General features: G+C 69.3%; 19 protein-coding genes and 1 tRNA gene. 7 read left to right on the forward strand and 13 right to left on the reverse strand.

Annotated elements, in window-relative coordinates; translation table 11 throughout:
• Positions 1 to 25: 25 nt before the first annotated feature.
• Entirely contained in the window at positions 26 to 409 is a 384-nt protein-coding gene (locus ACK8N7_RS28475) for a chorismate mutase (protein WP_403209037.1), read from the forward strand.
• Here ACK8N7_RS28475 and ACK8N7_RS28480 read toward each other — a convergent pair.
• Positions 390 to 1,256 carry an MIP/aquaporin family protein gene (locus ACK8N7_RS28480; RefSeq protein WP_403209039.1) on the reverse strand — a complete coding sequence of 289 codons (867 nt, stop codon included), beginning with the start codon at positions 1,254 to 1,256 and terminating at the stop codon, positions 390 to 392. The two genes, ACK8N7_RS28475 and ACK8N7_RS28480, sit on opposite strands and share 20 nt — an antisense overlap.
• 146 nt (positions 1,257 to 1,402) lie before the next feature.
• On the opposite strand from ACK8N7_RS28480, the gene pepN reads away from it, so the two are divergent.
• The gene (gene pepN, locus ACK8N7_RS28485) at positions 1,403 to 3,928 is read left to right on the forward strand and encodes an aminopeptidase N (RefSeq protein ID WP_403209041.1); all 2,526 of its coding nucleotides are present in this window, start codon (positions 1,403 to 1,405) and stop codon (positions 3,926 to 3,928) included.
• A gap of 36 nt (positions 3,929 to 3,964) precedes the next feature.
• Here pepN and ACK8N7_RS28490 read toward each other — a convergent pair whose 3' ends face one another.
• Positions 3,965 to 4,366, reverse strand: a complete 402-nt coding sequence (locus tag ACK8N7_RS28490) for an ArsR/SmtB family transcription factor (RefSeq protein ID WP_403209043.1) — start codon at positions 4,364 to 4,366, stop codon at positions 3,965 to 3,967.
• A gap of 306 nt (positions 4,367 to 4,672) precedes the next feature.
• On the opposite strand from ACK8N7_RS28490, the gene ACK8N7_RS28495 reads away from it, so the two are divergent.
• Positions 4,673 to 6,178, forward strand: coding sequence for a pyridoxal phosphate-dependent decarboxylase family protein (locus ACK8N7_RS28495; protein WP_403209045.1), 1,506 nt, complete (start codon positions 4,673 to 4,675; stop codon positions 6,176 to 6,178).
• Positions 6,175 to 7,602, forward strand: a complete 1,428-nt coding sequence (locus ACK8N7_RS28500; protein WP_403209047.1) for a lysine N(6)-hydroxylase/L-ornithine N(5)-oxygenase family protein — start codon at positions 6,175 to 6,177, stop codon at positions 7,600 to 7,602. The genes ACK8N7_RS28495 and ACK8N7_RS28500 overlap by 4 nt, the downstream gene beginning before the upstream one ends.
• Positions 7,603 to 7,674: 72 nt before the next feature.
• On the opposite strand, the gene ACK8N7_RS28505 is transcribed toward ACK8N7_RS28500, so the two are convergent.
• Positions 7,675 to 9,510 (reverse strand): bifunctional metallophosphatase/5'-nucleotidase, encoded by a 1,836-nt coding sequence (locus ACK8N7_RS28505; protein ID WP_403209049.1) that lies wholly within the window; start codon positions 9,508 to 9,510, stop codon positions 7,675 to 7,677.
• Positions 9,511 to 9,652: 142 nt separating this feature from the next.
• Here ACK8N7_RS28505 and ACK8N7_RS28510 point away from each other — a divergent pair, with 142 nt between their 5' ends.
• The gene (locus tag ACK8N7_RS28510) at positions 9,653 to 10,378 is read left to right on the forward strand and encodes an SIMPL domain-containing protein (protein ID WP_403209051.1); all 726 of its coding nucleotides are present in this window, start codon (positions 9,653 to 9,655) and stop codon (positions 10,376 to 10,378) included.
• Between the two features lie 120 nt (positions 10,379 to 10,498).
• Positions 10,499 to 11,938 (forward strand): pyruvate kinase, encoded by a 1,440-nt coding sequence (pyk, locus tag ACK8N7_RS28515; RefSeq protein WP_403209053.1) that lies wholly within the window; start codon positions 10,499 to 10,501, stop codon positions 11,936 to 11,938.
• Positions 11,939 to 11,944: 6 nt separating this feature from the next.
• Here the strand turns inward: pyk and ACK8N7_RS28520 are convergent, their stop codons facing one another.
• Positions 11,945 to 12,724: a helix-turn-helix domain-containing protein gene (locus tag ACK8N7_RS28520; protein WP_403209055.1), complete on the reverse strand. Its 780-nt coding sequence runs from the start codon at positions 12,722 to 12,724 to the stop codon at positions 11,945 to 11,947.
• A gap of 111 nt (positions 12,725 to 12,835) precedes the next feature.
• Positions 12,836 to 12,908, reverse strand: a tRNA-Leu gene (locus ACK8N7_RS28525).
• 100 nt (positions 12,909 to 13,008) lie between these two features.
• Between ACK8N7_RS28525 and ACK8N7_RS28530 the strand changes: the two genes are divergently transcribed.
• Positions 13,009 to 13,665 carry an ANTAR domain-containing response regulator gene (locus tag ACK8N7_RS28530; protein WP_030567928.1) on the forward strand — a complete coding sequence of 219 codons (657 nt, stop codon included), beginning with the start codon at positions 13,009 to 13,011 and terminating at the stop codon, positions 13,663 to 13,665.
• An 81-nt stretch (positions 13,666 to 13,746) separates the two neighbouring features.
• Here ACK8N7_RS28530 and ACK8N7_RS28535 read toward each other — a convergent pair whose 3' ends face one another.
• The 8 genes from ACK8N7_RS28535 to ACK8N7_RS28570 form a co-directional block, all read right to left on the reverse strand.
• Entirely contained in the window at positions 13,747 to 14,982 is a 1,236-nt protein-coding gene (locus tag ACK8N7_RS28535) for an IS30 family transposase (protein ID WP_500445639.1), read from the reverse strand.
• A gap of 257 nt (positions 14,983 to 15,239) precedes the next feature.
• Positions 15,240 to 15,956: an ABC transporter ATP-binding protein gene (locus tag ACK8N7_RS28540; protein ID WP_015607899.1), complete on the reverse strand. Its 717-nt coding sequence runs from the start codon at positions 15,954 to 15,956 to the stop codon at positions 15,240 to 15,242.
• Positions 15,953 to 16,933 (reverse strand): ABC transporter ATP-binding protein, encoded by a 981-nt coding sequence (locus tag ACK8N7_RS28545; protein ID WP_500444476.1) that lies wholly within the window; start codon positions 16,931 to 16,933, stop codon positions 15,953 to 15,955. Before ACK8N7_RS28545 ends, ACK8N7_RS28540 begins: the two co-directional genes overlap by 4 nt.
• A 2-nt stretch (positions 16,934 to 16,935) precedes the next feature.
• On the reverse strand, positions 16,936 to 18,768 hold the full coding sequence (locus ACK8N7_RS28550) for a branched-chain amino acid ABC transporter permease (protein WP_500444477.1): 1,833 nt from the start codon (positions 18,766 to 18,768) through the stop codon (positions 16,936 to 16,938).
• Positions 18,765 to 19,694, reverse strand: a complete 930-nt coding sequence (locus tag ACK8N7_RS28555) for a branched-chain amino acid ABC transporter permease (RefSeq protein WP_015607896.1) — start codon at positions 19,692 to 19,694, stop codon at positions 18,765 to 18,767. Before ACK8N7_RS28555 ends, ACK8N7_RS28550 begins: the two co-directional genes overlap by 4 nt.
• 95 nt (positions 19,695 to 19,789) lie before the next feature.
• The gene (locus ACK8N7_RS28560) at positions 19,790 to 21,028 is read right to left on the reverse strand and encodes a branched-chain amino acid ABC transporter substrate-binding protein (RefSeq protein WP_403217907.1); all 1,239 of its coding nucleotides are present in this window, start codon (positions 21,026 to 21,028) and stop codon (positions 19,790 to 19,792) included.
• Positions 21,029 to 21,659: 631 nt separating this feature from the next.
• On the reverse strand, positions 21,660 to 22,130 hold the full coding sequence (locus ACK8N7_RS28565) for a PaaI family thioesterase (RefSeq protein ID WP_015607894.1): 471 nt from the start codon (positions 22,128 to 22,130) through the stop codon (positions 21,660 to 21,662).
• An 89-nt stretch (positions 22,131 to 22,219) separates the two neighbouring features.
• Positions 22,220 to 24,520: an FdhF/YdeP family oxidoreductase gene (locus ACK8N7_RS28570; protein WP_500444478.1), complete on the reverse strand. Its 2,301-nt coding sequence runs from the start codon at positions 24,518 to 24,520 to the stop codon at positions 22,220 to 22,222.
• Between the last annotated feature and the right edge of the window lie 63 nt (positions 24,521 to 24,583).

Here is a 24,583-nt window from a genome sequence, read left to right on the forward strand (position 1 = left end):
CGGCGGACGTCTAAGCTCGCTGACCATGAGCACGAGCGAGAACGAGGCGTCCCGGACCGTCGACGCGTCCGTCCAGGCGGAACTGGACCGGCTGCGCGAGAGCATCGACAACATCGACGCCGCTGTCGTCCACATGCTCGCCGAACGTTTCAAGGCCACGCAGCAGGTCGGCCGCCTCAAGGCCGACCACCAGCTGCCGCCCGCCGACCCGGCCCGCGAGACCCGCCAGATCACCCGGCTGCGGCAGCTGGCGCAGAGCGCCAACCTGGACCCGGCGTTCGCCGAGAAGCTGCTGACCTTCATCATCGCGGAGGTCATCCGCCACCACGAGCGCATCGCGGAGGAGGCGGGGAACGCGACCGCCGCCACCTCCGCCGACGACGAGGGCGCTACGGCTTCCGGGGCCTGACCGGGCCGCCGGGCCCCGCGCCGGCTCCCGTACGCAGCGCGGCGCCGACTCTCGTACGCAGTGCCGCGCAGATTCGCGTACGTAGCCCGGCGCCGATTCCCGTACGCAGTGCCGCGCCGAGGCCCGCGCCGGCCACCGCCCCCAGCACCGGCCCGCCCCCGTACACCCACAGCAGACCGAGCTCCCCGGAGAGCAGCGCCGGGCCGAACTGCCGGGCCGGGCCGGCCGATCCGCCGCTCAGCGGGCCGAGCACCGCGATGACGAGCGCGGTGACCATCCCGACGGCGTACGGGAGGAGTCTTCGGCCCACCGGACGCGCGAGCAGCCCGGCGAGCATCAGCGCCGACCCGGCCAGCACCCCGGCCTCGGCCGCCAGAACCGCCCCGTCGCCCCAGCCCGGACCGGGCCGCACCACCGCGTGAGAGACCGGTGGCCGGGAGACCACGGGCCCCCACACCAGCTCCGCCAGCCACGTCCCCACCACCGAGCCGCTCAACTGTGCGACGGCGTACGGCACCACATCCCGCCCCGGGAACGCCCCTAGCCGCCACAGGGCGAGGGTGACCGCCGGATTCAGATGGCCGCCCGAGCGGCGACCGGGTACGGAGAGCATGAGGGCGGTGAGCAGCGCCCCGACACCCGCCCCCAGCAGGGCGAACGCCGTCCCGCCGCCTCCGTACCCGTCCGGCGCGAAGAGCCACCGCACCCCGCTCACGACGGCCAGGAGCAGCAACGCCGTCAGCCCGAACTCGCAGCCGGCACGGTGCAGCAGGCCGGGGGAGGGGGGAACCGCAGAGGCGGGCGGGCAGAGAGGGCAGGCGGGATGGTGCGCAGGCGTGAGCGTCATGAGGACGTCCTCGGTACTCGGTGTGCCGCGCCGAGAAGATGGTAAGCGCCCACTGCCCCCAGGGGGTATCCGCCCGTCCCGGTCCGCCCGTACGCCCAGCGAGAACCCCCCTTCGCCCGCTCCACCCCGTACGGCAGCATGGGCGCATGTCCGTACTGACGCGCGACGAAGCGCAGACCCGAGCCCAGATCATCGACGTTGAGCGTTACACGATCGCCCTCGACCTCACCACCGGCGAGGAGACCTTCGACTCCAAGGCCGTCATCCGGTTCACCGCCCGCGCGGCCGGTGACACCTTCGTCGAGGTCAGGCCCGCCACCCTGCGCTCCATCGCCCTGGACGGACAGCCCCTGGACCCCGCCCTCCTCGACGGGAACCGCTACCCCCTCTCCGGCCTCACCGCCGGCACCCACGAGCTCCAGGTGGACGCCGCGATGAGCTACTCGCGCACCGGCGAGGGCATGCACCGCTTCACCGACCCCGCCGACGGCGAGACCTACCTCTACACCCAGCTGTTCATGGAGGACGTCCAGCGCGTCTTCGCCGCCTTCGACCAGCCCGACCTCAAGTCCGTCTTCGCCATCGACGTGACCGCCCCCGAAGGCTGGACCGTCCTCGGCAACGGCATCGCCGAACGCACCGGGGACGGGCGCTGGACCATCGCGCCCACCCCCCTCATCTCCACCTACCTCGTCGCCGTCGCCGCCGGCCCCTGGCACTCGGTCACCACCGAGCACGCCGGACTGCCCTTCGGCCTCCACTGCCGGCGCTCCCTCGCGCCCTACCTGGACGCCGACGCGGACGAGATCCTCGGTATCACCCGCGCCTGCTACGACCGGTACCACGAGAAGTTCGACGAGCCCTACCCGTTCGACTCCTACGACCAGGCCTTCGTCCCCGAGTTCAACGCGGGCGCCATGGAGAACCCCGGACTCGTCACCTTCCGCGACGAGTTCATCTACCGCTCCGCCGTCACCGACACCGAACGCCAGACCCGCGCCATGGTCGTCGCCCACGAGATGGCCCACATGTGGTTCGGCGACCTCGTGACGCTGGCCTGGTGGGACGACATCTGGCTGAACGAGTCCTTCGCCGAGTACATGGGCTACCAGACCCTCACCGAAGCCACCGCCTTCACCGACACCTGGGTCGACTTCGGTGTCGCCCGTAAGGGCTGGGGGTACGACGCCGACCAGCGCCCCTCCACCCACCCCGTCGCCCCCGACCCCGAGGCCGTGCCCGACACCGCCTCCGCCCTCCTCAACTTCGACGGCATCAGCTACGCCAAGGGCGCCTCCGCCCTGCGCCAGCTCGTCGCCTGGCTCGGCGAGAAGGACTTCCTCGCCGGGATCAACACCCACTTCGCCCGGCACAAGTTCTCCAACGCGACCCTCGCCGACTTCATCGACAACCTGGCCTCCGCCACCGACCGCGACGTCCACGCCTGGGCCGAGCAGTGGCTGCGCACCACCGGCATCGACACCCTCACCGCCGACGTCCACGAACCCACCGGCCCGACCGACGCCGGACAGTCCTGGACCCTCGCCGTGGAGCGCGACGGCAGCCGCCCCCACCGCATCACCGTCTCCACCTTCGACCACGCCCTCAACACCCAGGCCGGCCCCGGCCACCTCGCCCCCCGCGACCGCTTCGAACTCGACATCCCGGGCGACTCCACCCCCACCGTCCGCACCGGCCGCCGCCCCGCCCTCGTCGTCCTCAACGACGGCGACCTCACCTACGCCAAGATCCGGCTCGACGCCGCCTCCTGGGACACCGCCCTCACCCACCTCTCCGCGATCCCCGACGCCCTGACCCGAGCCGTCATCTGGAACGCGGCCCGCGACATGGTCCGCGACGGCGAACTGGACCCCGCGCGCTACCTCACCGCCGCCCGCACCCACCTCCCGTACGAGAGCGACCTCGCCCTCGTCCAGGGCGTCCTGTCCTTCGCCGACGGGCAGATCGCCGCCCGTTACGTCACCCCCGAGGCACGCCCCGCCGCGCTCGCCACCCTCACCAGCCTCTGCCGCGACCTGATCCGCCGCACCGAGGACGGCTCCCACCCGGGGCTGCGCCTCACCGCCGTACGCCACTTCATCGACGCCGCGACCCAGCCCGACACCCTCCAGGCCTGGCTCACCGAAGGCACCGTCCACGGCGGCCCGGAGCTCGACCCCGAGCTGCGCTGGCGCATCCTCACCCGGCTCGCCGTCCTCGGCGCCACCGACGAGGCCACCATCGCCGCCGAACTCGCCGCCGACCCCAGCGCCACCGGCCGCGAGGGCGCCGCCCGCTGCCGGGCCGCCCTGCCCACCCCCAAGGCCAAGGCCGCCGCCTGGCAGGCGATGTTCAGCGACGACACCCTCTCCAACTACCTGTTCGCCGCCACCGCCCAGGGCTTCTGGCAGCCCGGCCAGGGCGAGGTCCTGAACGCGTACGTGGACCGCTTCTACCCGGACGCCATCGCACTCGCCGCCCGCCGGGGCCCCGCCATCGCCGAGGCCGCCGGGCGCTACGCGTTCCCCGCGTACGCCATCGACGCCGAGAGCCTCGCCACCGGCACCCGGGCCCTCAAGGACCCGGCTCTCATCCCGGCCCTGCACCGCAAGCTGGTCGACCAGCTCGACGACCTCCGCCGGGCCCTCGCCGTACGGACCACGAACGAGTAGGCCGCGTACGGGGAGCGAAGGGGGCGGCAGCAGCCGTTACGTACCGGCCGCCCCTTCGCTCCTCGCTCCTTCGCCCCCCGGTCCTCCGTCCGCAGACTCCCCGCTCACCGCCTCGGCCTCCCGCAGCTCGGCCAGGAGCCCGTCCCGGCCCGCCAGCACCCCGGTCAGGATGCGCCGCGCCGCCCGCATCAGCTCGGCGACATCACCACCGGCCAGCTCGTACACCACCGTCGAACCCTCCCGGGTCGCCGTGACGATGCCGGACCGGCGCAACACCGCCAGCTGCTGCGACAGGGACGAGGGCTCCACCTCGATCGCCGCCAGCAGCTCCCGCACCGGCAGCGGACCGTCCTGGAGCAGTTCGAGCACTCTGATACGGACCGGATGCCCGAGCATCCGGAAGAACTCGGCCTTGGCCTGGTACAGGGGGACCGCCATCGCTATTTCGTAATTCGTTGATCAGTCAACTCCCAGTGGCAACTCTCGCCGGCAACTCCCGGCAGTAACTCCCAGTGGCAACTTGCATCGAGCCCCCGCCCCTGCGCCCGGCCCCGCCCCGCCGGAAACACCCGTACGCCCGTCCCGGAACCGCACACCCATACCACCCGAACCCCTGGCAAATGGCCCACACCGGCCACCAGTACCCCTTTCGAGTTCAGATCGTTGGGCTCTTCGGCCGCGCCGCCCGAAACCCGGGACAAGCTGGCATGTCCACCCCCGCCCTCCCGAAGGACCACCTCACCCATGCCCACCCCACCCCTCGCCGGAGGCACCGCAGGCCCCGCCGCGCTGCGCCCCCTCATCGACACCGTCCTCACCGCACTCCACGACGGCGCGGCCCTGCGCAACGGCCCCCTCCCCGCCGGCGGACCCGACACCGTCACCCCCCGCACCCGCACCGCCACCCACCCCCTCATCCCCGACCACGGCACCGGCGCCCACCACGCCCTCCGCTCCCTCGTCACCGCCCTCACCGAAGGCGCCGCCGACCCCGCCCACCCCCACTGCGCCGCCCACCTCCACACCCCACCCCTCGCCCTGGCGGCCGCCGCCGACCTCGCCGCCAGTGCCCTCAACCCCTCCATGGACTCCTGGGACCAGGCCCCCGCCGCCGCCGCCCTCGAAGCCGACCTCACCACCGCACTCGCCGCCGAGATCTACCCCCACGCCCCCTCACCCGACGCCGTCATCACCACCGGCGGCACCGAAGCCAACCAACTCGCCCTCCTCCTCGCCCGCGAACGCCACGGCCCCGTCCAGACCCTCTGCGCCACCAACGCCCACCACAGCATCGCCCGCGCCGCCTGGCTCCTCGGCCTCCCCGAACCCGTCACCGTCCCCGCCCCCACCGGCACCCTCGACCTCGCCGCCCTCGACGAAGCCCTCACCCACCTCCACCGCCCCCTCCTCGTCGTCGCCACCGCCGGAACCACCGACACCGGCCAGATCGACCCCCTCGACGCCATCGCCGACCTCTGCGCCACCCACGGCGCCGAACTCCACATCGACGCCGCCTACGGCGGACCCCTCCTCTTCAGCCCCACCCACCGCCCCCTCCTCCACGGCCTCCACCGCGCCCGGAGCGTCACCCTCGACCTCCACAAACTCGGCTGGCAACCCGCGTCCGCCGGCCTCTTCGCCGTCCCCGAACGCCACCACCTCAGCCCCCTCCACCACCACGCCCCCTACCTCAACGCCGACGACGACACCGAAGCCGGCCTCCCCGACCTCCTCGGCCGCTCCCTGCGCACCACCCGCCGCCCCGACGCCCTCAAGATCGCCGTCACCCTCCAGGCCCTCGGCCGCACCGGACTCGCCGACCTCATCGACCGCACCCTCGCCACCGCCCACCACCTCGCCGACCTCATCACCAAAACCCCCACCCTCGACCTCTACGACCGCCCCACCATCTCCACCGTCCTCTTCCGCCCCACCGGCACCGACGACCACACCGTCGCCACCCTCCGCCGCACCCTCCTCAACCGCGGCCACGCCGTCCTCGGCCGCGCCCACGCCGAAGGCCGCCTCTGGCTCAAGGCCACCCTCCTCAACCCCCACACCACCCCCGAAGACCTCCAGGCCCTCATCGACCTGGTCACCGCCACCACCATCGACGTGACCAGCCGCCCCGCCCCCCAGCCGGCACCCACCCCCACCCCCGCCGGCCCCCGCACCACCCCCGTAGCGCCCCACATCACCACCCCCGCAACCCCCACCACCTCCCTCACGGAAGGCGACACTCCGCGATGACCGACCGGCCCGCCCCCGAACCCGACCAGCCACACGACCTCGTCGGCATCGGCATCGGCCCCTTCAACCTCTCCCTCGCCGCCCTCGCCCACAACATCCCCGCCGCCCCCGGCGACCCCCGCCCCCTCGCCGCGACCTTCTACGAACAACGCCCCGCCTTCCACTGGCACCCCGGCCTACTCCTCGACGGCGCCAGCCTCCAAGTCCCCTTCCTCGCCGACCTCGTCACCCTCGCCGACCCCTCCAGCCCCTGGAGCTTCCTCAACTACCTCCGCACCCGCGACCGCCTCTTCCCCTTCTACTTCGCCGAGCGCTTCCACATCCAACGAGCCGAATACGACGCGTACTGCCGCTGGGTCAGCGAACAACTCCCCGGACTCCACTTCGGCCACCAGGTCGACGCCGTCCGCTGGAACACCGAACGCGCCCTCTTCGAAGTCGACTTCACCCAACTCGACCGCGACGGCGAAGCCGAAGCACTCGGCCGTGCCTACTCCCGCCACATCGCCCTCGGTATCGGCACCGAACCCTTCGTCCCCGAACCCCTCAAACCCCTCGCCGAAGCCCCCAACGTCCCCGTACTCCACTCCGCCGACTACCTCCGCCACCGCGAACGCCTCCTCGCCGCCGACCACATCACCGTCATCGGCTCGGGCCAGTCCGGCGCCGAAATCTTCCTCGACCTCCTGCGCGCCCGCCCCGAAGGCGCCGAGAGAATCCACTGGCTCGCCCGCACCCAGGCCTTCGCCCCCATGGAATATTCCAAGCTCGGTCTGGAGCACTTCACCCCCGACTACAGCCGCTACTTCCACGCCCTCCCCGAATCCGCCCGCGACGAACTCGTCCCCCGGCAATGGCAGCTCCACAAAGGCATCGACGCCGACACCATCGCCGCCATCCACGACGAGCTCTACCGCCGCACCCTCCACGGCGGCTGGCCCGACGCCACCCTCACCCCCGGCGTCCACGTCCGCACCGCAGGCCGCGTCGCCAACACCCGCGTCGAACTCCACCTCGAACACACCCAGCAAGGCACCCGCTCCCGCCTCACCACCGACGCCGTCATCCTCGCCACCGGCTACCGCGAACGCCCACTCGACGCCCTCCTCGGCGGCCTCGACCCCTACCTCCGCCGCGACGCCTCCCACCGTCCCCGCATCGACGACCAGTACCGCCTCGTCCTCGACCGCAACGTCACCGGCCACGTCTACGTACAGAACGCCGAACGCCACACCCACGGAGTCGGCGCCCCCGACCTCGGCCTCGCCGCCTGGCGCAGCGCCACCATCCTCAACAACCTCACCGGCACCACCCCCTACCCCCTCCCCGAACGCACCGCCTTCACCACCTTCGGCCTCACCCCCCACCCCCCGAGAGTCCCCGCCCAGGCCCCCGCCCTCATCCCCCTCAGCCAGTCCGTCTAGCCGCCGGACACAGAACGGCCCGGGACTCCACGCACGGAGACCCGGGCCGAACGAACAGCACACCCCACAGAGTTACGGGAACACCGGCGTCCCCTCACGCGTCAGCCGCCACCCCACCGAAGCGAACGCCGCCGGATCCACCGACCCCTTCGCCTGCACCCACCCGATGATCGTGTTCCGGATCTCGTCAGAATTCGCCCACAACTGCTTCGCCCCCGGCACATGCGGGAAATTGCCCCCACCGCTCGCCCGGTAATTGTTCACCGCGAACACGAACCGCGCCGCCGGATCCACCGGCTTCCCCTCGAACGAGAGCCCCACGATCCGCGACCCCACCGGCTGCGCGATATCGATGTCGTACGTCACCCCGGACACCGCGTCATAGTTGTAATCCGGAATGCCGTCCGCATTCGTCAGCTTCGCCGTATCCACCGGACCACCCGCCGCCGTCCGCACGTAATACCGCGCCGAATACTCCAGATAATCCTTCAACTGCGCCCCCGTCAGCAGCCGCGCCTCCAGCGTGTTCTCGAACGGATACAGCCCCGCCGCATCCCGGATCGTCACATCACCGGCCGGGATCCCCGCCGTACGCGAGAAGCACGACGCCTGCGACAGCACCGGCAGCGCCGCGTACTCCCCACCCGCCAGCGCCGCCGCCACCGTCTCCGCCTGCACCTGGTTGATCAGATCGATGATCGGCTCGTCCTTCCACGGCGCATCCGCAGTCGACATCGCCACCACCGACGTACCGATCACCTGGTTGACGTACGCCACCACCTTCCGGTGCTCGTCCCGCAGCAGCGACACCACCTTCCGGTCCTCCGCCACCGCATTCGAATTCAGCACCTGCGAACCGGCCTTCTCGACCGCCCAGCGCCCCTTCTCCCACACCAGATCGAAATCGAACAACGTCAGCCGCTGCCCCCACTTCGCCGGCTCCGAAAGCACGACCCGCTTCCCCGTCACCTTGTTCGTGACAAAGTGCTCGGCGATCTCCACATGCGCGTGCCCCACCAGAATCGCGTCGATCCCCGGCACCTGCTCCGCCACCAGACCCGCCGCATTCTCGACGTACGGCAACTGATCCCCGTACGACGACGTCCCCGACGAACCCGAATGCGCCGACACGATCACCACATCAGCACCCATCGAACGCAGCTTCGGCACCCACTTCGCCGCCTGCTCCTCCAACCCCGGGAACACCATCTTCCCGCCCACGTTCGCCTTGTCCCAGATCGCGATCCCCGGATTCGTCAACCCGAGAACCGCCACCCGCACATCACGCCCGAACGGCGTCCGCAACCGCTTGATCACATACGGCGCGAACGCCGGCCGCAACGTCTTCGCGTCCAGCGCATTCGCCCCCAGCAGCGGAAAATCACACTGCTCCTCGAACTTCCGCAGCACCGGAATCCCATAATTGAACTCGTGATTCCCCAGCGCCGCCGCGTCATAACCGATCGCGTTCATCGCCTGCGCCATCGGATGCACCGGACCGCGCCGCGCGGTGATCGGATCGACCTTCGCGTAGTAGTACGACAACTGCGTGCCCTGGATCGTGTCACCCGCATCGATCAGCAACGTGTTCCGGCGCCCCTTCTCCCGGCGCACCTGATCCACCAGCGTCGAGATCTTCGCCAGACCGACGTCGTTGTGGGCCGCGTCGTCGTACTCCTTGTCGGTGAAGTAGTCCCAGTTGAAGACGTTCCCGTGCAGATCCGTCGTCCCCATCACCGTGAACGAGTACCGCCTGCCCGGCCGCCCATGACCGTGCCCATGCCCGTGGCCGTGCGCCTCAGCCGTACCCGCCGCCCCCACGACCGCACCGCCCGCCAACGCCACCCCCGCACCGGCGGCAGCCGAACGGCCCAGAAACGTCCTGCGGTCCAAGGGGTTCAACGACATCGCTCACTCACTCCTCGTTCAGTACGGGCAACGCGCGTAGATTCTGACCCGCCCCCGTTCCACGCAACACCCCACACAGGTTTCGATCCGATGACCCCCCGACACACCTCCTCCACACCCACCCCCGTGCCACAGTGAACGCATGACCGAAACCCCCACGCCCGCGCCCGCCACCACCCACCACTCCTACGGCACCCCCGACACCCCCCACGTCACCGTCCGCGGCCAGGCCCACCTCGAAGTCGACCCCGAGACCGCCCACATCACCGTCACCGTCACCGCCCGCTCCACCGACCGCCGCACCACCCTCGACGACCTCACCCGCCGCAACACCACCACCCTCGACCTCATCAAGAGCTACGGCGACACCATCGAAAAACTCGAAACCGGCACCCTCACCATCAACCCCGAACTCACCCGCCACGGCCGCGCCGAACGCATCCGCGCCTACCAGGGCCACATCCAACTCACCATCACCATCAACGACTTCACCACCCTCGGTGAACTCATCACCCGCCTCGCCGACCAGGAACTCACCCGCATCGACGGCCCCTGGTGGTCCCTGCGCCCCACCTCCCCCCACCACGCCACCGCACGCCGCCAAGCCGTCCGCGAAGCCCTCCAACGCGCCCGCGAATACGCCGAAGCCCTCGACACCCGCCTCGGCGCCCTCCTCGAACTCAGCGACACCGGCACCCACCACAGCCCCCTCGGCCGCGCCGCCTTCGCCGAGTCCATGCCCTATGCGGCAGCCGCAGGCGGAGCCGGCGCCGCCGACGCCGCCCCCATCAACCTCGAACCCGTACGCCAGAACATCGACGCCCAGGTCGAAGCGTCCTTCACCCTCATCCCGCCGGCCCTCGGATAGACGCTCATCAGAGCGGACCGCTGCACAATTCAACACTTGTCAATAACCCTTCACCCAAAGGTTGTTGAGGTGTCTTGAGGAGCCAAATACCTACCCGTAGGTAAGGTTTAGGCTCGAACCATGCGCCGAGCGAAAATCGTTTGTACCCTGGGACCGGCAACCGACACATACGACCAGATCAAGGCCCTGGTCGAAGCGGGAATGGACATCGCCCGCTTCAACCTCAGCCACGGCTCCTACGCCGAACACGAGCAGCGGTACCACCACGTCCGCAAAGCCTCCGAAGAGACCGGCCGCAGCGTCGGCATCCTCGCCGACCTTCAAGGCCCGAAGATCCGCCTCGGACGCTTCCGCGAAGGCCCCGTACTCCTTGAACGCGGCGACACCTTCACCATCACCGTCGAACCCCTCGAAGACGAAGGCAACGGCGACATCTGCGGCACCACCTACGACGGCCTCGCCGCCGACGTCACCACCGGCGAACGCATCCTCGTCGACGACGGCCGTGTCACCCTCGAAGTCACCGACGTCGACGGCCCCCGCGTCCACACCACCGTCATCGAAGGCGGCATGGTCTCCGACAACAAGGGACTCAACCTCCCCGGAGTCGCCGTCTCCGTCCCCGCCCTCTCCGAGAAGGACATCGACGACCTCCGCTGGGCCCTGCGCACCGGCGCCGACCTCATCGCCCTCTCCTTCGTCCGCACCGGACGCGACATCGACGACGTCCACCGCATCATGGACGAGGAAGGCCGCCGCCTCCCCGTCATCGCCAAGGTCGAAAAACCCCAGGCCGTCGAGAACATCGACGACATCGTCGCCGCCTTCGACGCCATCATGGTCGCCCGCGGCGACCTCGGCGTCGAAATGCCCCTGGAACAGGTCCCGATCGTCCAGAAGCGCGCCATCAAGCTCGCCAAGCGCAACGCCAAACCCGTCATCGTCGCCACCCAGATGCTCGACTCGATGATCGACAACTCCCGCCCCACCCGCGCCGAAGCCTCCGACGTCGCCAACGCGATCATCGACGGCACCGACGCGGTGATGCTCTCCGGCGAGACCAGCGTCGGCAAGTACCCCGTCGAGACCGTGCGCACCATGTCCCGCATCGTCGAAGCCGCAGAGGAAGACATCCTCGCCAAGGGCCTCCCACCCCTCACCGACCGCAACAAGCCCCGCACCCAGGGCGGCGCCGTCGCCCGAGCCGCCGCCGAGATGGGCGACTTCCTCGGCGCCAAGTTCCTCGTCGCCTTCACCCAGAGCGGCGACACCGTCAAGCGCCTCTCCCGCTACCGCTCACCCATCCCGCTCCTCGCCTTCACCCCCGACGAAGCGACCCGCGCCCAGCTCAACCTCACCTGGGGCGTCGAGACCTTCCTCGGCCCGCACGTCGACTCCACGGACGCGATGGTCGCCCAGGTCGACGAGGAACTCCTGCGCATCGGCCGCTGCGCGAAGGGCGACATCGTGGTGATCACGGCCGGCTCCCCGCCCGGCGTGGCAGGCTCCACCAACCTGGTCCGCGTCCACCACATCGGCGAGGACGACAGCCCGAAGTAGGGCGGCTCAGTATTTAGGCCCGACGTGCGCATCCATGAGGGCGACGGATGCCCGTCGGGCTACGGAGATGTTGTAGGGCTTGCCCGCACGTGTGCAGTGCGTCCAGACGATACCGAGCGCGTCGAGGGTGGCGGTGTAGAGCCCGCGGATGTCGTCGGAGACGTTGGTGAAGTAGTACCGCGGATACTCGTAGCGCTTCTGTTCGCCTTTGACGATCCGGGTCGTCCAGTTCATGTTCCGGCATCCGTCGGAGTGGATGAGGCCCCGGACGAAGCGCCAGGGATGCGCGTCGACGATCTCCTGTTGCCACGTTTCGAGAACGATGGGGCGTTCGTGCTTCTTGCCCGGCCCGTGCTGAGGAAAGGCGCAGGTCCAGTGCTTGCTGTACGACTTCACTTCAACGCAGTTGTTCCGCTGCCGCCGACCGGTGCGCGGCATGGGCATGACCTTGCGCATGGCCGCTTCCGCCTCATCGATCACGCCCGGCCAGATGGCGTCGCAGAAGACCGACAGATGGTGCTGCTTGGGCTTCGACGTGATGTGGCCGTCACCGAGGTACAGCCCCAGTAGGTAGGCGTACGCGGCGTGGTCGAGTTCTCGGCCCGTGCACACGGGGCAATCGGTGGGCTGTTCGTACTGCACTCCGCGTCGCTTGCGGTCCTCGTGCAGCCACCAGCCGACGGTTCCGCGTGGGACGTTCAGGTGCTCCGCGACTGCTCGATTGGCGGTCCCGCCCCGCAGGAGGGCAAGCGCTTCGTCACGTATCGAGGGGTTGTGCTGCTCCATGCAGCGCAGTTTCCTGCGACCTTCGAAGGCGCGTGCCTGGATCGAAGGTGCGTTCACCGGCAAGGGTGAAGATCGCCAAATTATTGCTCGACCTTGGAATCCAAGGAGAAGTGCCCCGAGTCGGATTCGAACCGACGCTGTATGGGTTTTGAATCCATCGCCTCTGCCGCTGGGCTACCGGGGCCCCTTCGAAACGAAGGATACCGAGGGCCCTCCGTGCCTCAAACATACCGTAACTAGGTAGGCTCTTGGGAGCTGCACCCCTGTCCTTCCCAAGGAGCCCCGTGACCACCCCCGAGTCGCCCCAGCCCGTAGACGCCGTCGACGACGACAAGTCGCACGTCCCGCCGCTGACGACCCGTGTCGTCATCGCCGAGGACGAGGCCCTCATCCGCCTCGACCTCAAGGAGATGCTGGAGGAGGAGGGCTACTCCGTCGTCGGAGAGGCGGGCGACGGGCAGCAGGCCGTCGAGCTGGCCCGGGAGCACAAGCCGGACCTGGTGATCCTCGATGTGAAGATGCCGGTCCTCGACGGCATCTCCGCCGCGGAGAAGATCGCCGAGGAGTCCATCGCGCCCGTCCTCATGCTCACCGCCTTCTCGCAGCGCGACCTGGTCGAGCGGGCCCGGGACGCCGGGGCGATGGCGTACCTGGTGAAGCCGTTCAGCAAGAGCGACGTGGTGCCGGCCATCGAGATGGCCGTCTCCCGGTTCGCGGAGCTGAAGGCGCTGGAGAGCGAGATCGCGGACCTCTCCCAGCGGCTGGAGACCCGCAAGCTGGTGGACCGGGCGAAGAGCATCCTGCAGACGGATTACGGGCTCTCCGAGCCGGCCGCGTTCCGGTGGATCCAGAAGACGTCGATGGACCGCCGGATGTCGATGCAGCAGCTGGCGGAGGCGCTGATCGAGGACGCCGAGGAGAAGAAGAAGGCGGCCGAGTAGCCCCGTACCGCTTACGTACGCGTAAAGAAAGAGGCCCGCACACCGCTTGGGTTCCAGGGGTCATCGCAACACCACTTGGTTTTAGGTGGTGAGTAGATCACGTAGACGCTCGGCTGGGGTATCCCAGTCGAGCGTCTTGCGTGGGCGGCCGTTGAGTTCCTGGGCGACGTGTTCGAGGTCTTCGGGGCTGTGGAGGCTGAGGTCGGTGGCTTTGGGGAAGTACTGGCGGAGCAGGCCGTTGGTGTTCTCGTTGGAGCCGCGTTGCCAGGGTGAGGCGGGGTTGCAGAAGTAGACGGGCATGCCGGTGGCCAGGGTGAACTGCTGGTGGCGTGCCATCTCGCTTCCCTGGTCCCAGGTGAGCGATCCCCGCAGATGTGCGGGCAGGGTCTGGATGGTGCGGACGAGGCCGTCACGGACGGTTTCGGCGTCGTGGGCTCCGCCGGGCAGGTGGACCAGCATGGTGTAGCGGGTGCTCCGCTCGACCAGGGTGGCGATCGCGGAGCGGCTGCTGGCTCCGATGATCAGGTCGCCTTCCCAGTGCCCGGGAACGGCCCGGTCCTCGATAGCGGCGGGACGATCGCTGATCATGACCATTGGGTCGGTGAACCGTGGCGTGCGCCGCTCGGGGTCCCGGCGTGCTTTGCGGCGGGTGCGACCGGAGCGGATTGCTGCCTGCACTTCCCGCTTCAGGCCGCCACGGGCCTGGAAATACAGTGCCTGGTAGATCGTTTCCACGCTCACCCGCATGCTCTGGTCGTCGGGATGCTCCTTGCGCAGAGCGTGGCAGATCTGCTCCGGCGACCATCGTGTCCGCAAGCCGTCCTGGACGAAGCGGCGCAGCCGGCTCTCGCGTAGCAGCTTGCGGTCCTTGGGCCGGGGCCGGCGTGCTGCGGCTGCGCGGTGGGCCGCATAGGGCTGATAGCCCTCGACGCCCGAGTTCGCATCGATCTCCCGCTTGATCGTGCTGGCGGGCCGGCCCAGGGCGCGTCCGATCGCCCGCAGCGAGTGGCCCACCGCGAGCAGATCCCGGATCCGCTCGCGCTCGGAAAGAGCCAGGAACCTGGGGTGCAGCTGCTTGTCCAGGGTCGCCAGACCCATCGATGCTGTGGTCACACCGAACATCGTGGCGGTCCCCGCCGCGTAATCGACACGGCGGCCGTCGGCGTAGGTCCGCGTGGTGCGAGTTTTCTTGACGCCCTGGTCCCAGTCCCTGGCTGTGCGCCTGTTCACCCCGATGCGCCGGGCCGCCTCGGACTGCGAGGCGCCCGTGGCCCGCAATTGCTCGTACTCCTCCCGCCGCGGATGCCGCCGCGGCAGACGTACCGACCCGCGACCGGATCTCCGAGCCCAACCGAACGCCGTGTTCCGGTTCACACCCAGCTCACGCGCCACCACCGTCACGTTCCCCACGGCATCCAGCCGTGCAAGGAAACGCTCCTTCAACCCCGCAAGATCAACCCGCTCAACGGCCACGGTCCTCGCAACTCCCACAGATCGTGGGTGTTGCGAGGACCGTTAGAACCCAAGCCGGGGTGAACCGGGTGCGGACCTCTTCGCGTACGGGGGGAAGGACGTCAGTCCTCGCCCAGGTACGCCTTGCGGACCGAGTCGTCGTGCAGCAGGTCCTGGCCGGTGCCGGAGAGGACGATGTTGCCGACCTCCATCACGTGCGCGTGGTTGGCGAGCGAGAGCGCCGCCTGGGCGTTCTGCTCGACGAGCAGGATGGTGGTGCCCTGCGCGCGCAGTTCGGTGATGGTCGCCATGATCTTCTGCATCATGATCGGGGAGAGGCCCATGGAGGGCTCGTCGAGCATGAGCAGCTTGGGCTGGGACATCAGGGCACGGCCCATGGCGAGCATCTGCTGCTCGCCGCCGGAGAGGGTTCCGGAGGCCTGCTTCCGGCGTTCCCCGAGGATGGGGAAGAGGTCGTAGGCGCGCTGGATGTCCTTGTTGATCCCGTCGCTGTCCTTGCGGAGGAACGCGCCGAGGCGCAGGTTGTCCTCGATGGACATGCGGGGGAAGATGTGGCGGCCCTCGGGGGAGTGGGCGAGTCCGAGGGAGACGACCTGGTGGGCCGGGACCTTGCGGAGGGACTTGCCGTTGAACTTGATCTGGCCGGTGAGCGGCTTGATCAGTCCGGAGAGGGTGCGCAGCGTCGTCGTCTTGCCGGCGCCGTTGGTGCCGATGAGGGTGACGACTTCGCCTTCTTCGACCTTGAACGAGATTCCCTTGACGGCCTCGATCTTGCCGTAGGCGACGCGCAGGTCCTCGACTTCGAGAAGTGCGGTCATCGGTCGTTCTCCTTGCTGGTGCTCTCGCCGGGGGCGGCCGGGGCGTCCTCGGTCGTGGCCTCTGCCGCGGGGGCGGTGGCTTCCGGGGTGGTGGCCTCGGTGGTCTCCGCCGCTGCTGCGGCTTCGGCGGCTTCGACCTCGGCGACTTCGGCCGCGCCCGGGTCGCCTTCGAAGGGCTCGCCGAGGTAGGCGGCGACGACGCGGTCGTCGCCCTGGACCTCGGCGGCGGTGCCTTCGACCAGTTTCTCGCCCTGGACGAGGCAGGCGACGCGGTCGCAGAGGTTGAAGATGAAGCGCATGTCGTGCTCGATGACGAGGACGGCGATGCCCTTGTCGCGGATGGCGAAGATGAGTTCTTCGGCCGCGCGGGTCTCCTGCGGGTTCATGCCTGCGGTGGGTTCGTCGAGCAGGAGGAGGCCGGGCTCGCTGGCGAGCGCGCGGGCGATCTCCAGCTTGCGCTGTTCGCCGTAGGGGAGGTTGCGGGAGAGGTGTTCGGCCTTGTGGCCGAGGCCGACGAACTCCAGCAGTTCCATGGCCCGGGCCTTGGATTCCGCCTCGGCACGGTGGAAGCCGGGGCCGCGGAGGAGGGCGGACCAGAGGCCTTCCTTGGTGCGGGTGTGGCGTCCGACGAGGACGTTCTCCAGGACGGTCATGTTGGAGAAGAGCCGGATGTTCTGGAAGGTGCGGGCGATGCCGGTCGCCGTGATCTTGAAGGATTTGGCGGGGAGGACGTTGCCCTTGTAGCGGACTTCGCCCTCGGTGGGGATGTAGAGGCCGGTGAGGCAGTTGAAGAAGGTGGTCTTGCCTGCGCCGTTGGGGCCGATGAGGCCGACGATCTCGCCGGAGTTGACGGTGAGGTCGACGGACCGGACGGCGGTGAGGCCGCCGAACCGCATCGTGACGCCGCGGGCGTCGAGGACGGTCTCGCCGGGTGCGCTCACGGCTGCTGCCTCGGCGGTGGTGGTGTCGGTGGTCATCGTCAGGCCCCTGCCTTGGTGAGAGTGGCGGGCGCTTCGTCCTTCTCGTGGAATTCGAGCTGTCGGCGGCGGTTGGCGATGAGGCCCTCGGGGCGGAAGCGCATGAGCAGGACCAGTGCGAGGCCGAAGGCGAAGAGCTGGTAGTCGCTCATGAACTGGAGCTTGGCCGGGATGAGGAAGAGCAGTGCGCCGCCGACGAGCGGGCCGCTGATGGTTCCCATGCCGCCGAGGACGACCGCTGCGAGGAGGAAGGCCGAGTTGGGCGGGACGGCGTGGGCGAACTGGTACTGCTCGGGGGTCACGGTGTAGGTGACGTGTGCCTGTACGGCCCCGGCGAGGCCGGCGAGGGTGGCACCGAGGGCGAAGGCGACGAGCTTGGTGCGGAAGCCGTTGATGCCCATGGCTTCGGCGGCTGTCTCGTCCTCGCGGATGGCGACCCAGGCGCGGCCGATGCGGGATTCCGAGCTGCGGCGGAAGACCACGACCACGACGAGGGTGACCAGCAGCATCAGGAAGAAGTAGTTCGCGAAGCGGCCGATGGTGAACCCGGCGATGGAGTGGCTGGCGCCGAAGTCGAAGCCGAACATGGTGAGGTTCGGGATCGAGGAGATGCCGTTGGAGCCGTTGGTGACGTCGGGTCCTGAGGTGCCGTCGAGGTTGAGGACGGCGATGCGGAAGATCTCTCCGAAGCCGAGGGTCACGATGGCGAGGTAGTCGCCGCGCAGTCGCAGGGTGGGGGCGCCGATGAGGACGCCGAAGACCATGGATGCGGTGGCGCCGACCAGGATGGCCTGCCAGAACGGCAGCTGGATGCCGAGCGGGGAGGTCGGGGAGCCGGAGACCAGGGCGGCGGCGTAGGCGCCGACGCCGAGGAAGGCGACGTATCCGAGGTCGAGGAGGCCGGCGAGGCCGACGACGATGTTCAGACCGAGGGCGACGGTGGCGAAGATGAGGATGTTGACGCCGATGGTCGCGTACTGGTCGTCGGACTGGGTGAACGGGAAGGCCGCGGCGGCGACGAAGGCGCCGACGAGGGTCACGTTGCGGTGGCGTGCGGTGAGGGTGGAGACCCGCTGGATGAGGCCGGCTTTCTGGATCGCCGCGAAGCCGAAGCCGGCGGTGATGAGGAAGCCGATGAACAGCTGGTCGTACTCGGTGGTGATGCCGTAGGTGAAGACGGCGAGGCCGAGTGCGAGGACGACCGCGACGATCAGGATCTCGATGTACGAGGGGAGGGTCTTCGCGGGCGGGGCGGGGGTGCTGGCGAGGGTGCCCTTGTAGACGGACCAGCGGTTGTTGAGGTTGTGCTTGAACCGGTCGAAGGCGCTGTCGTCGGGGTCGGCCGGGCTGGTTTCGGGCCGCTCGTAGGGCAGGGAGCGGGCGCCGAGCCAGCCGATGAGGGTGGCGGCCAGGGCGACGTAGGCGCCGGGTTCGAGGTTGACCGCGCCGCCGAGCTTGGTGCTGATGGCGCCCATGGTGAACCAGGCGGTGGCGAAGGCCGCGTAGGCGGCGAGCCGGATGGCCGGGTCGGCGCCCTGCGGGGTGAGCCAGGCCAGGCCCTTGATCCCGTAGGAGGAGAGGCCGAAGAGGGTGAGCAGTACTCCGCTGACGAGGACGAGCCACTGGAGGCCGCCGGGGTAGCCGTAGACCGTGAGGTCGCCGGGGAAGGCGGAGGTCCAGGTCCAGGCGAGGAAGGCGGAGACGACGGTGAGTACGCCGCCTGCGGTCGCTGTCGCCCGTGCGATGTGGGGCGGGAGGAGGGAGCCGCGGGTGGCCGGGGTGGCCGGTGCGGGTGCGGTGACCGTGGTGGTCTGTGTAGTGGTCATCGTGGTCACGCCCTGTCCGCGACGCGCTCGCCCATGATGCCCTGGGGCCGGAAGAGGAGCACGAGGATGAGGAGTACGAACGCCCAGGCGTTGGCCCAGGACTGGCCGCCGAGCTGTTCGAGGCCGGGTATTTCGGCGACGTAGGCGGCGGCCATGGTCTCGGCGACGCCGAGGGTGAGGCCGCCGATCATGGCGCCGTAGATGTTGCCGATGCCGCCGAGGACGGCTGCGGTGAAGGCCTTGAGGCCGAGGAGGAAGCCCATGCGGAACTGGACTTCGCCGTACTTGAGGCCGTAGGCGACGGCTCCGATGGCGGCGAAGGTGGCGCCGAGGGCGAACGCGACCACGATGATGCGGTCGGTGTTGATGCCCATGAGCTTGGCGGTGTCCGGGTCCTGCGCGGTGGCCTGCATGCCGCGGCCGGTGCGGGTCTTGACCACGAAGTAGCCGAGGACGGCCATCGACAGGGGGGCGGCGATGAGCAGGAAGACGTCACCGGTCTGGATGGTGACGGGGCCGAGCTCGAAGGGGCCGCCGGGGATTTCGGGGAAGGTGCGGGCGGACTTGGCGCCCGGGTACCAGGCCCATACGGCTTGCTGGAGGGCGAGCGAGAGGCCGATGGCGGTGATGAGCGGTGCGAGTCGTGGTCCGCCGCGCAGTGGCCGGTAGGCGAATCGTTCCGCTCCGACCGCGATGGTGGTGGCGACGACGATCGCGCCGATGAGCATGAGGGGGAGTGCGAGCAGCACGCTGGTGCCGCTGGGGAGTATGAGCCAGACCGTGAGGGCCCCGAAGCCGCCGGTCATGAAGATCTCGCCGTGGGCGAAGTTGATGAGCTGGACGATGCCGTAGACCATCGTGTAGCCAATTGCGACCAGCCCGTACATCGATCCGAGTAGCAGGCCGTTGACCAGCTGTTGCGGCAGTTCGTTCACCGCGGGTCCTCCGTGTCTTTCGCCGGGTATAGAGCAGCGCGGGGCGCCTGGTGTGCGGCCCCCCGCGCTGCCGGTGGTAGGTCAGGCTGGTGGTGTCAGCTGGTGAGCTCGCCGGACTTGACCGCGGCCCAGGCGCCGTCCTTGTACTCGTAGACGGTGAGCTGCTTGTTGGTGGTGTCACCGAACTCGTCGAAGGAGACCTTGCCGGTCACGCCTTCGAAGTCGACCTTGCCGACGGCCTCGGCGACCTTGGCGCGGGCGTCGCTCGGGAGCTTGCCGTCGTTGGCCTCGACGACGGCCTTGACGGCCTCGATGATCGACCAGGCGGCGTCGTAGGAGTAGCCGCCGTAAGCCTCGAAGGGCTCCTTGTAGCCGGCCTTCTCGTAGTTCGCGACGAACTCCTTGGCGGACGGCAGGGTCTCGATCGGTGCGCCGACGGAGGTGGCGAGGTCGCCCACGCCTTCCGCGCCGGAGAGCTTGATGTACTCACCGCTGTAGATGCCGTCGCCGCCGACGAGCGGGATCTTGGCGCCGGCCTTCTTGATCTGCTTGCTCAGCGGGCCTGCGGCGGGGTACTCGCCGCCGTAGTAGACGACGTCGGCGCCGGAGCTCTTGACCTTGGTGGCGACCGAGGAGAAGTCCTTGGTCTCGGGGTCGATGTGCTCGGTGCCGGCGATCTTGCCGCCGAGCTTCTCGAACTCGGCCTTGAAGGTGCCGGCCAGGCCTGCGCCGTAGGTCTTCTTGTCGTCGATGACGAAGACGTTCTTCTTCTTGGCGTCGTTGAAGAGGTACTGCGCCGCGAAGGGACCCTGGACGGCGTCCGTGGTCGCGGTGCGGAAGTAGGAGGCGAACGGGCGGGCCTTGGTGCCGCCGTTCCAGTCCTGGCCCTGGGTGAGGGAGGGCGAGGTGTTCGCCGGGGAGACCTGGACGAGCTTGGCGTCGGCCAGGACCTTCTGCATGGACTCGCCGACGGACGAGTTCAGCGGGCCGACGGTGCCGAGGACGTCCTTGTTGGCGACGAACTTGCTCGCGTTCTGCTGGCCCGATGACGGCTGGGCCTGGTCGTCGAGGGCTTCGATCTTGAAGGTGATGCCTTCGACGTACTTCTTGGAGTTGGCCTGCTTGACGGCGAGGTCGGCGGAGTTCTTGATGCCGAGGCCGAGGGCGGACAGGTCGCCGGTGAGCGGGGCGTCGAGGCCGATGACGACGGTCTGGGTGCCACCGTCGCCGCCGCTGCCGCCGCCGTTGCTGTCGTCGCGCGATCCACAGGCGGTGAGGGTGAGTGCTCCGGTGGTGAGCACGGCAGTGAGTATGAGCAAAGAACGGTGTCGCACGAAAAGTCCTTTCCCTGGCGCGGCCTCCTCTGCTTGAGGTGCCGTGTCGGTCGCCGGGCCGTACTGAGTGGTGCGAGGGGGCTGTGCAGCAGACGTGCCCGGCGGCGCGGTGACTGGCGGTGACTCTAAGCGCAGCTGGGGGCCTCCGGGACGGGTCGGCGACGGATGTGACGCTCTTGTTATGCCGTTGAGCAAGGCTTGAGGTTCCTGGGTGTGGATGTGTGGCTTTGGCACGGAGTGCGGAATGACCACATGCTGAGAACGCGCAGCTCTGCTAAGGGGCTTGGGGTGATCTTGGTGCTGACGCGGGGTGGGGGTGGCGTCGGGCGTGCCGGTGCTCCCCGGGGGCCTCTGGCCGGGGTGGGCGGCTGGGTCTCGCATTTCGTGCTTGTTACGCAGTGTTACGGCTGCGAAGGTGCGTTCGAGTCCGCTGAGGCCAATGTGGCTGCTGAGTGCCTCATGGAACGTCGTGTGCCGTCAAGGGTGTTGACCGAGTGTGGTGATCAAGGTGGTTGGAATTGGTGGGGATATGGCGCTGCCCGGCCGGAATGCGAGGTGCGATTTCGGCCGGGCAGTGGGGCCTTGCGGCGGTGGTACGGGGGTGGTGCGGCGTGCTGTCGGGGTGCGGGTGTCAGCTCGCGTCGGGGCGGGGGGCGTCACGGAGGAGGCAGGTGAGGCGGGCGGTGCAGACCCGCTTGTCCTGTTCGTCGGTGATGACGATCTCGTACGTGGCGGTCGAGCGGCCGCGGTGTACGGGGGTGGCGACGCCGGTGACGAGGCCGCTGCGGGCGCCGCGGTGGTGGGTGCAGTTCAGGTCGACGCCGACGGCGATCTTGCCCGCGCCGCCGTGGAGCATGGAGCCGATGGAGCCGAGGGTCTCGGCGAGGACGGCGGAGGCGCCGCCGTGCAGGAGTCCGTAGGGCTGGGTGTTTCCTTCGACGGGCATGGTGCCGACGACGCGGTCGGCGGCGGCCTCGACGATGGTCACGCCCATGCGTTCGCCGAGGTGACCTGCGGAGAAGAGGGCGGGCAGGTCGATGCCGAGTGCCGCGTACTCGTCGATGACTTCCTGCGGGAAGAGGGGTGCGGTGTGCTCGCCCATGGATCCGGCTCCGATCGTCTGCGCTGGTTCATTGCTGTGTGCACTGTTCTTACCAGACGGCTGAGCAAACGCTTAGAGGGTGGCGGTTCTCAGTCGCCCCGGGGGTTCCCGGAGTCGCTCCGGGGGTTCTCGAAGCGGACGACGACCGACTTGCTGGCCGGGGTGTTGCTGGTGTCCGCGGTGGAGCCGAGCGGGACCAGGACGTTGGTCTCGGGGTAGTAGGCGGCGGCGCAGCCGCGGGCGGTGGGGTAGTGGACGACGCGGAAGCCCTCCGCGCGGCGTTCCACGCCGTCCTTCCACTCGCTGACGAGGTCGGTGTAGGAGCCGTCGGTGAGGCCGAGGGCTTCCGCGTCGTCGGGGTTGACCATGACGATGCGGCGGCCGCCCTTGATGCCGCGGTAGCGGTCGTCGAGGCCGTAGATGGTGGTGTTGTACTGGTCGTGGGAGCGCAGGGTCTGCAACAGGAGCCTGCCTGAGGGGAGTTCGGGGAACTCGACGGGGGCTGCGGTGAAGTTGGCGCGTCCGGTGGCGGTGGGGAAGCGGCGTTCGTCGCGGGGGGCGTGGGGGAGGGTGAAGCCGCCGGGGCGGGCGATGCGGGCGTTGAAGTCCTCGAAGCCCGCGACGACCCGGGAGATCCGGTCGCGGATGGTGGCGTAGTCCCGCTCGAACTCCTCCCATTCGGTACGGGAGTTGGCGCCGAGGACCGCGCGGGCGAGGCGGGCGACGATCGCCGGCTCCGAGAGGAGGTGGGGGCTCGCGGGGGTGAGGTTGCCTCGGGAGGCGTGGACCATGCCCATGGAGTCCTCGACGGTCACGAACTGCTTGCCGCTCGCCTGGGTGTCCTTGTCGGTGCGGCCGAGCGTCGGCAGGATCAGGGCGCGGGTGCCGGTGACGGCGTGCGAGCGGTTGAGCTTGGTCGACACGTGGACGGTGAGGCGGGCGCGGCGCATCGCGGCCTCGGTGACGGTGGTGTCGGGGGTGGCGGCGACGAAGTTGCCGCCCATGGCGAAGAAGACCTTGGCCTCGCCGTCGCGCAGGGCCTGGATGGAGCGCACCACGTCGTAGCCGTGGTGGCGGGGCGAGGTGATGCCGAACTCCTTGTCGAGGGCGTCGAGGAAGGCCGGGGCGGGCCGTTCGAAGATGCCCATGGTGCGGTCGCCCTGGACGTTGGAGTGGCCGCGCACGGGGCAGACCCCGGCGCCGGGGCGGCCGATGTTTCCGCGCAGGAGAAGGAAGTTGACGACTTCGCGGATGGTGGGCACGGAGTGCTTGTGCTGGGTGAGCCCCATGGCCCAGCAGACGATGGTGCGCTCCGAGGCGAGGACCATCGCGAGGGCCTGCTCGATCTCGGGGCGGGTGAGACCGGTGGCGGCGAGGGCCTCGTCCCAGTCGGCGGCCTCGGCGGCCTTCGCGAACTCCTCGTAACCGTGGGTGTGTTCGGTGACGAACGCGGTGTCGACGGCGCCTTCGGTGCCGAGGATCAGCTTGTTGAGGAGGCGGAAGAGGGCCTGGTCGCCGCCGATGCGGATCTGGAGGAAGAGGTCGTTGAGCGCGGTGCCCCTCAGCATGCCGTGCGGGGTCTGCGGGTTCTTGAACCGCTCCATGCCGGCTTCGGGGAGCGGGTTCACCGAGATGATCTTCGCTCCGGAGGTCTTCGCCTTCTCCAGGGCGGAGAGCATCCGGGGGTGGTTGGTGCCGGGGTTCTGTCCGGCGACGATGATCAGGTCGGCCTGGTGGATGTCCTCCAGGGAGACGCTGCCCTTGCCGATGCCGATGGTCTCGTTGAGCGCCGAGCCGGACGACTCGTGGCACATGTTGGAGCAGTCGGGGAGGTTGTTGGTGCCGAACTCGCGGGCGAAGAGCTGGAGGAGGAACGCGGCCTCGTTGCTGGTGCGTCCCGAGGTGTAGAAGAGGGCCTCGTCGGGGGAGGCCAGGGCGGTCAGCTCCTCGGCGATGATGGCGAAGGCGCGTTCCCAGGTGATGGCCTCGTACCGGTCGGCGCCTTCGGGGAGGTACACCGGCTGGGTGATCCTGCCCTGCTGGCCCAGCCAGTAGCCGCTGCGCTCGGCGAGGCCGGCGACGGGGTGCGCGGCGAAGAAGGCGGGGGTGACGCGGCGCAGTGTCGCCTCCTCGGCGACGGCCTTCGCCCCGTTCTCGCAGAATTCGGCGGTGTGCCGCTTCTCGCCCTCGGGCCAGGCGCAGCCGGGGCAGTCGAAGCCGTTCTTCTGGTTGACCTTGAGGAGGGTCTGAGCGGTGCGGCGCACGCCCATCTGCTGCTGGGCGATGCGCAGGGAGTGGGCTACGGCGGGCAGTCCGGCGGCGGCGTGCGGGGCCGCTTCGACCTGCGGGGCGTCCTGGACCGGGTCACCGGTCGGCGGCTTGCTGGCCATGATGCTGCTCCCCTTCGAGCGCTCTTCCACGTGGCGAGGTATTGCATGTCCTCACCATCGATC

The sequence above is a fragment of the Streptomyces griseobrunneus genome (assembly GCF_046713465.1).
Classification (GTDB): domain Bacteria; phylum Actinomycetota; class Actinomycetes; order Streptomycetales; family Streptomycetaceae; genus Streptomyces; species Streptomyces microflavus.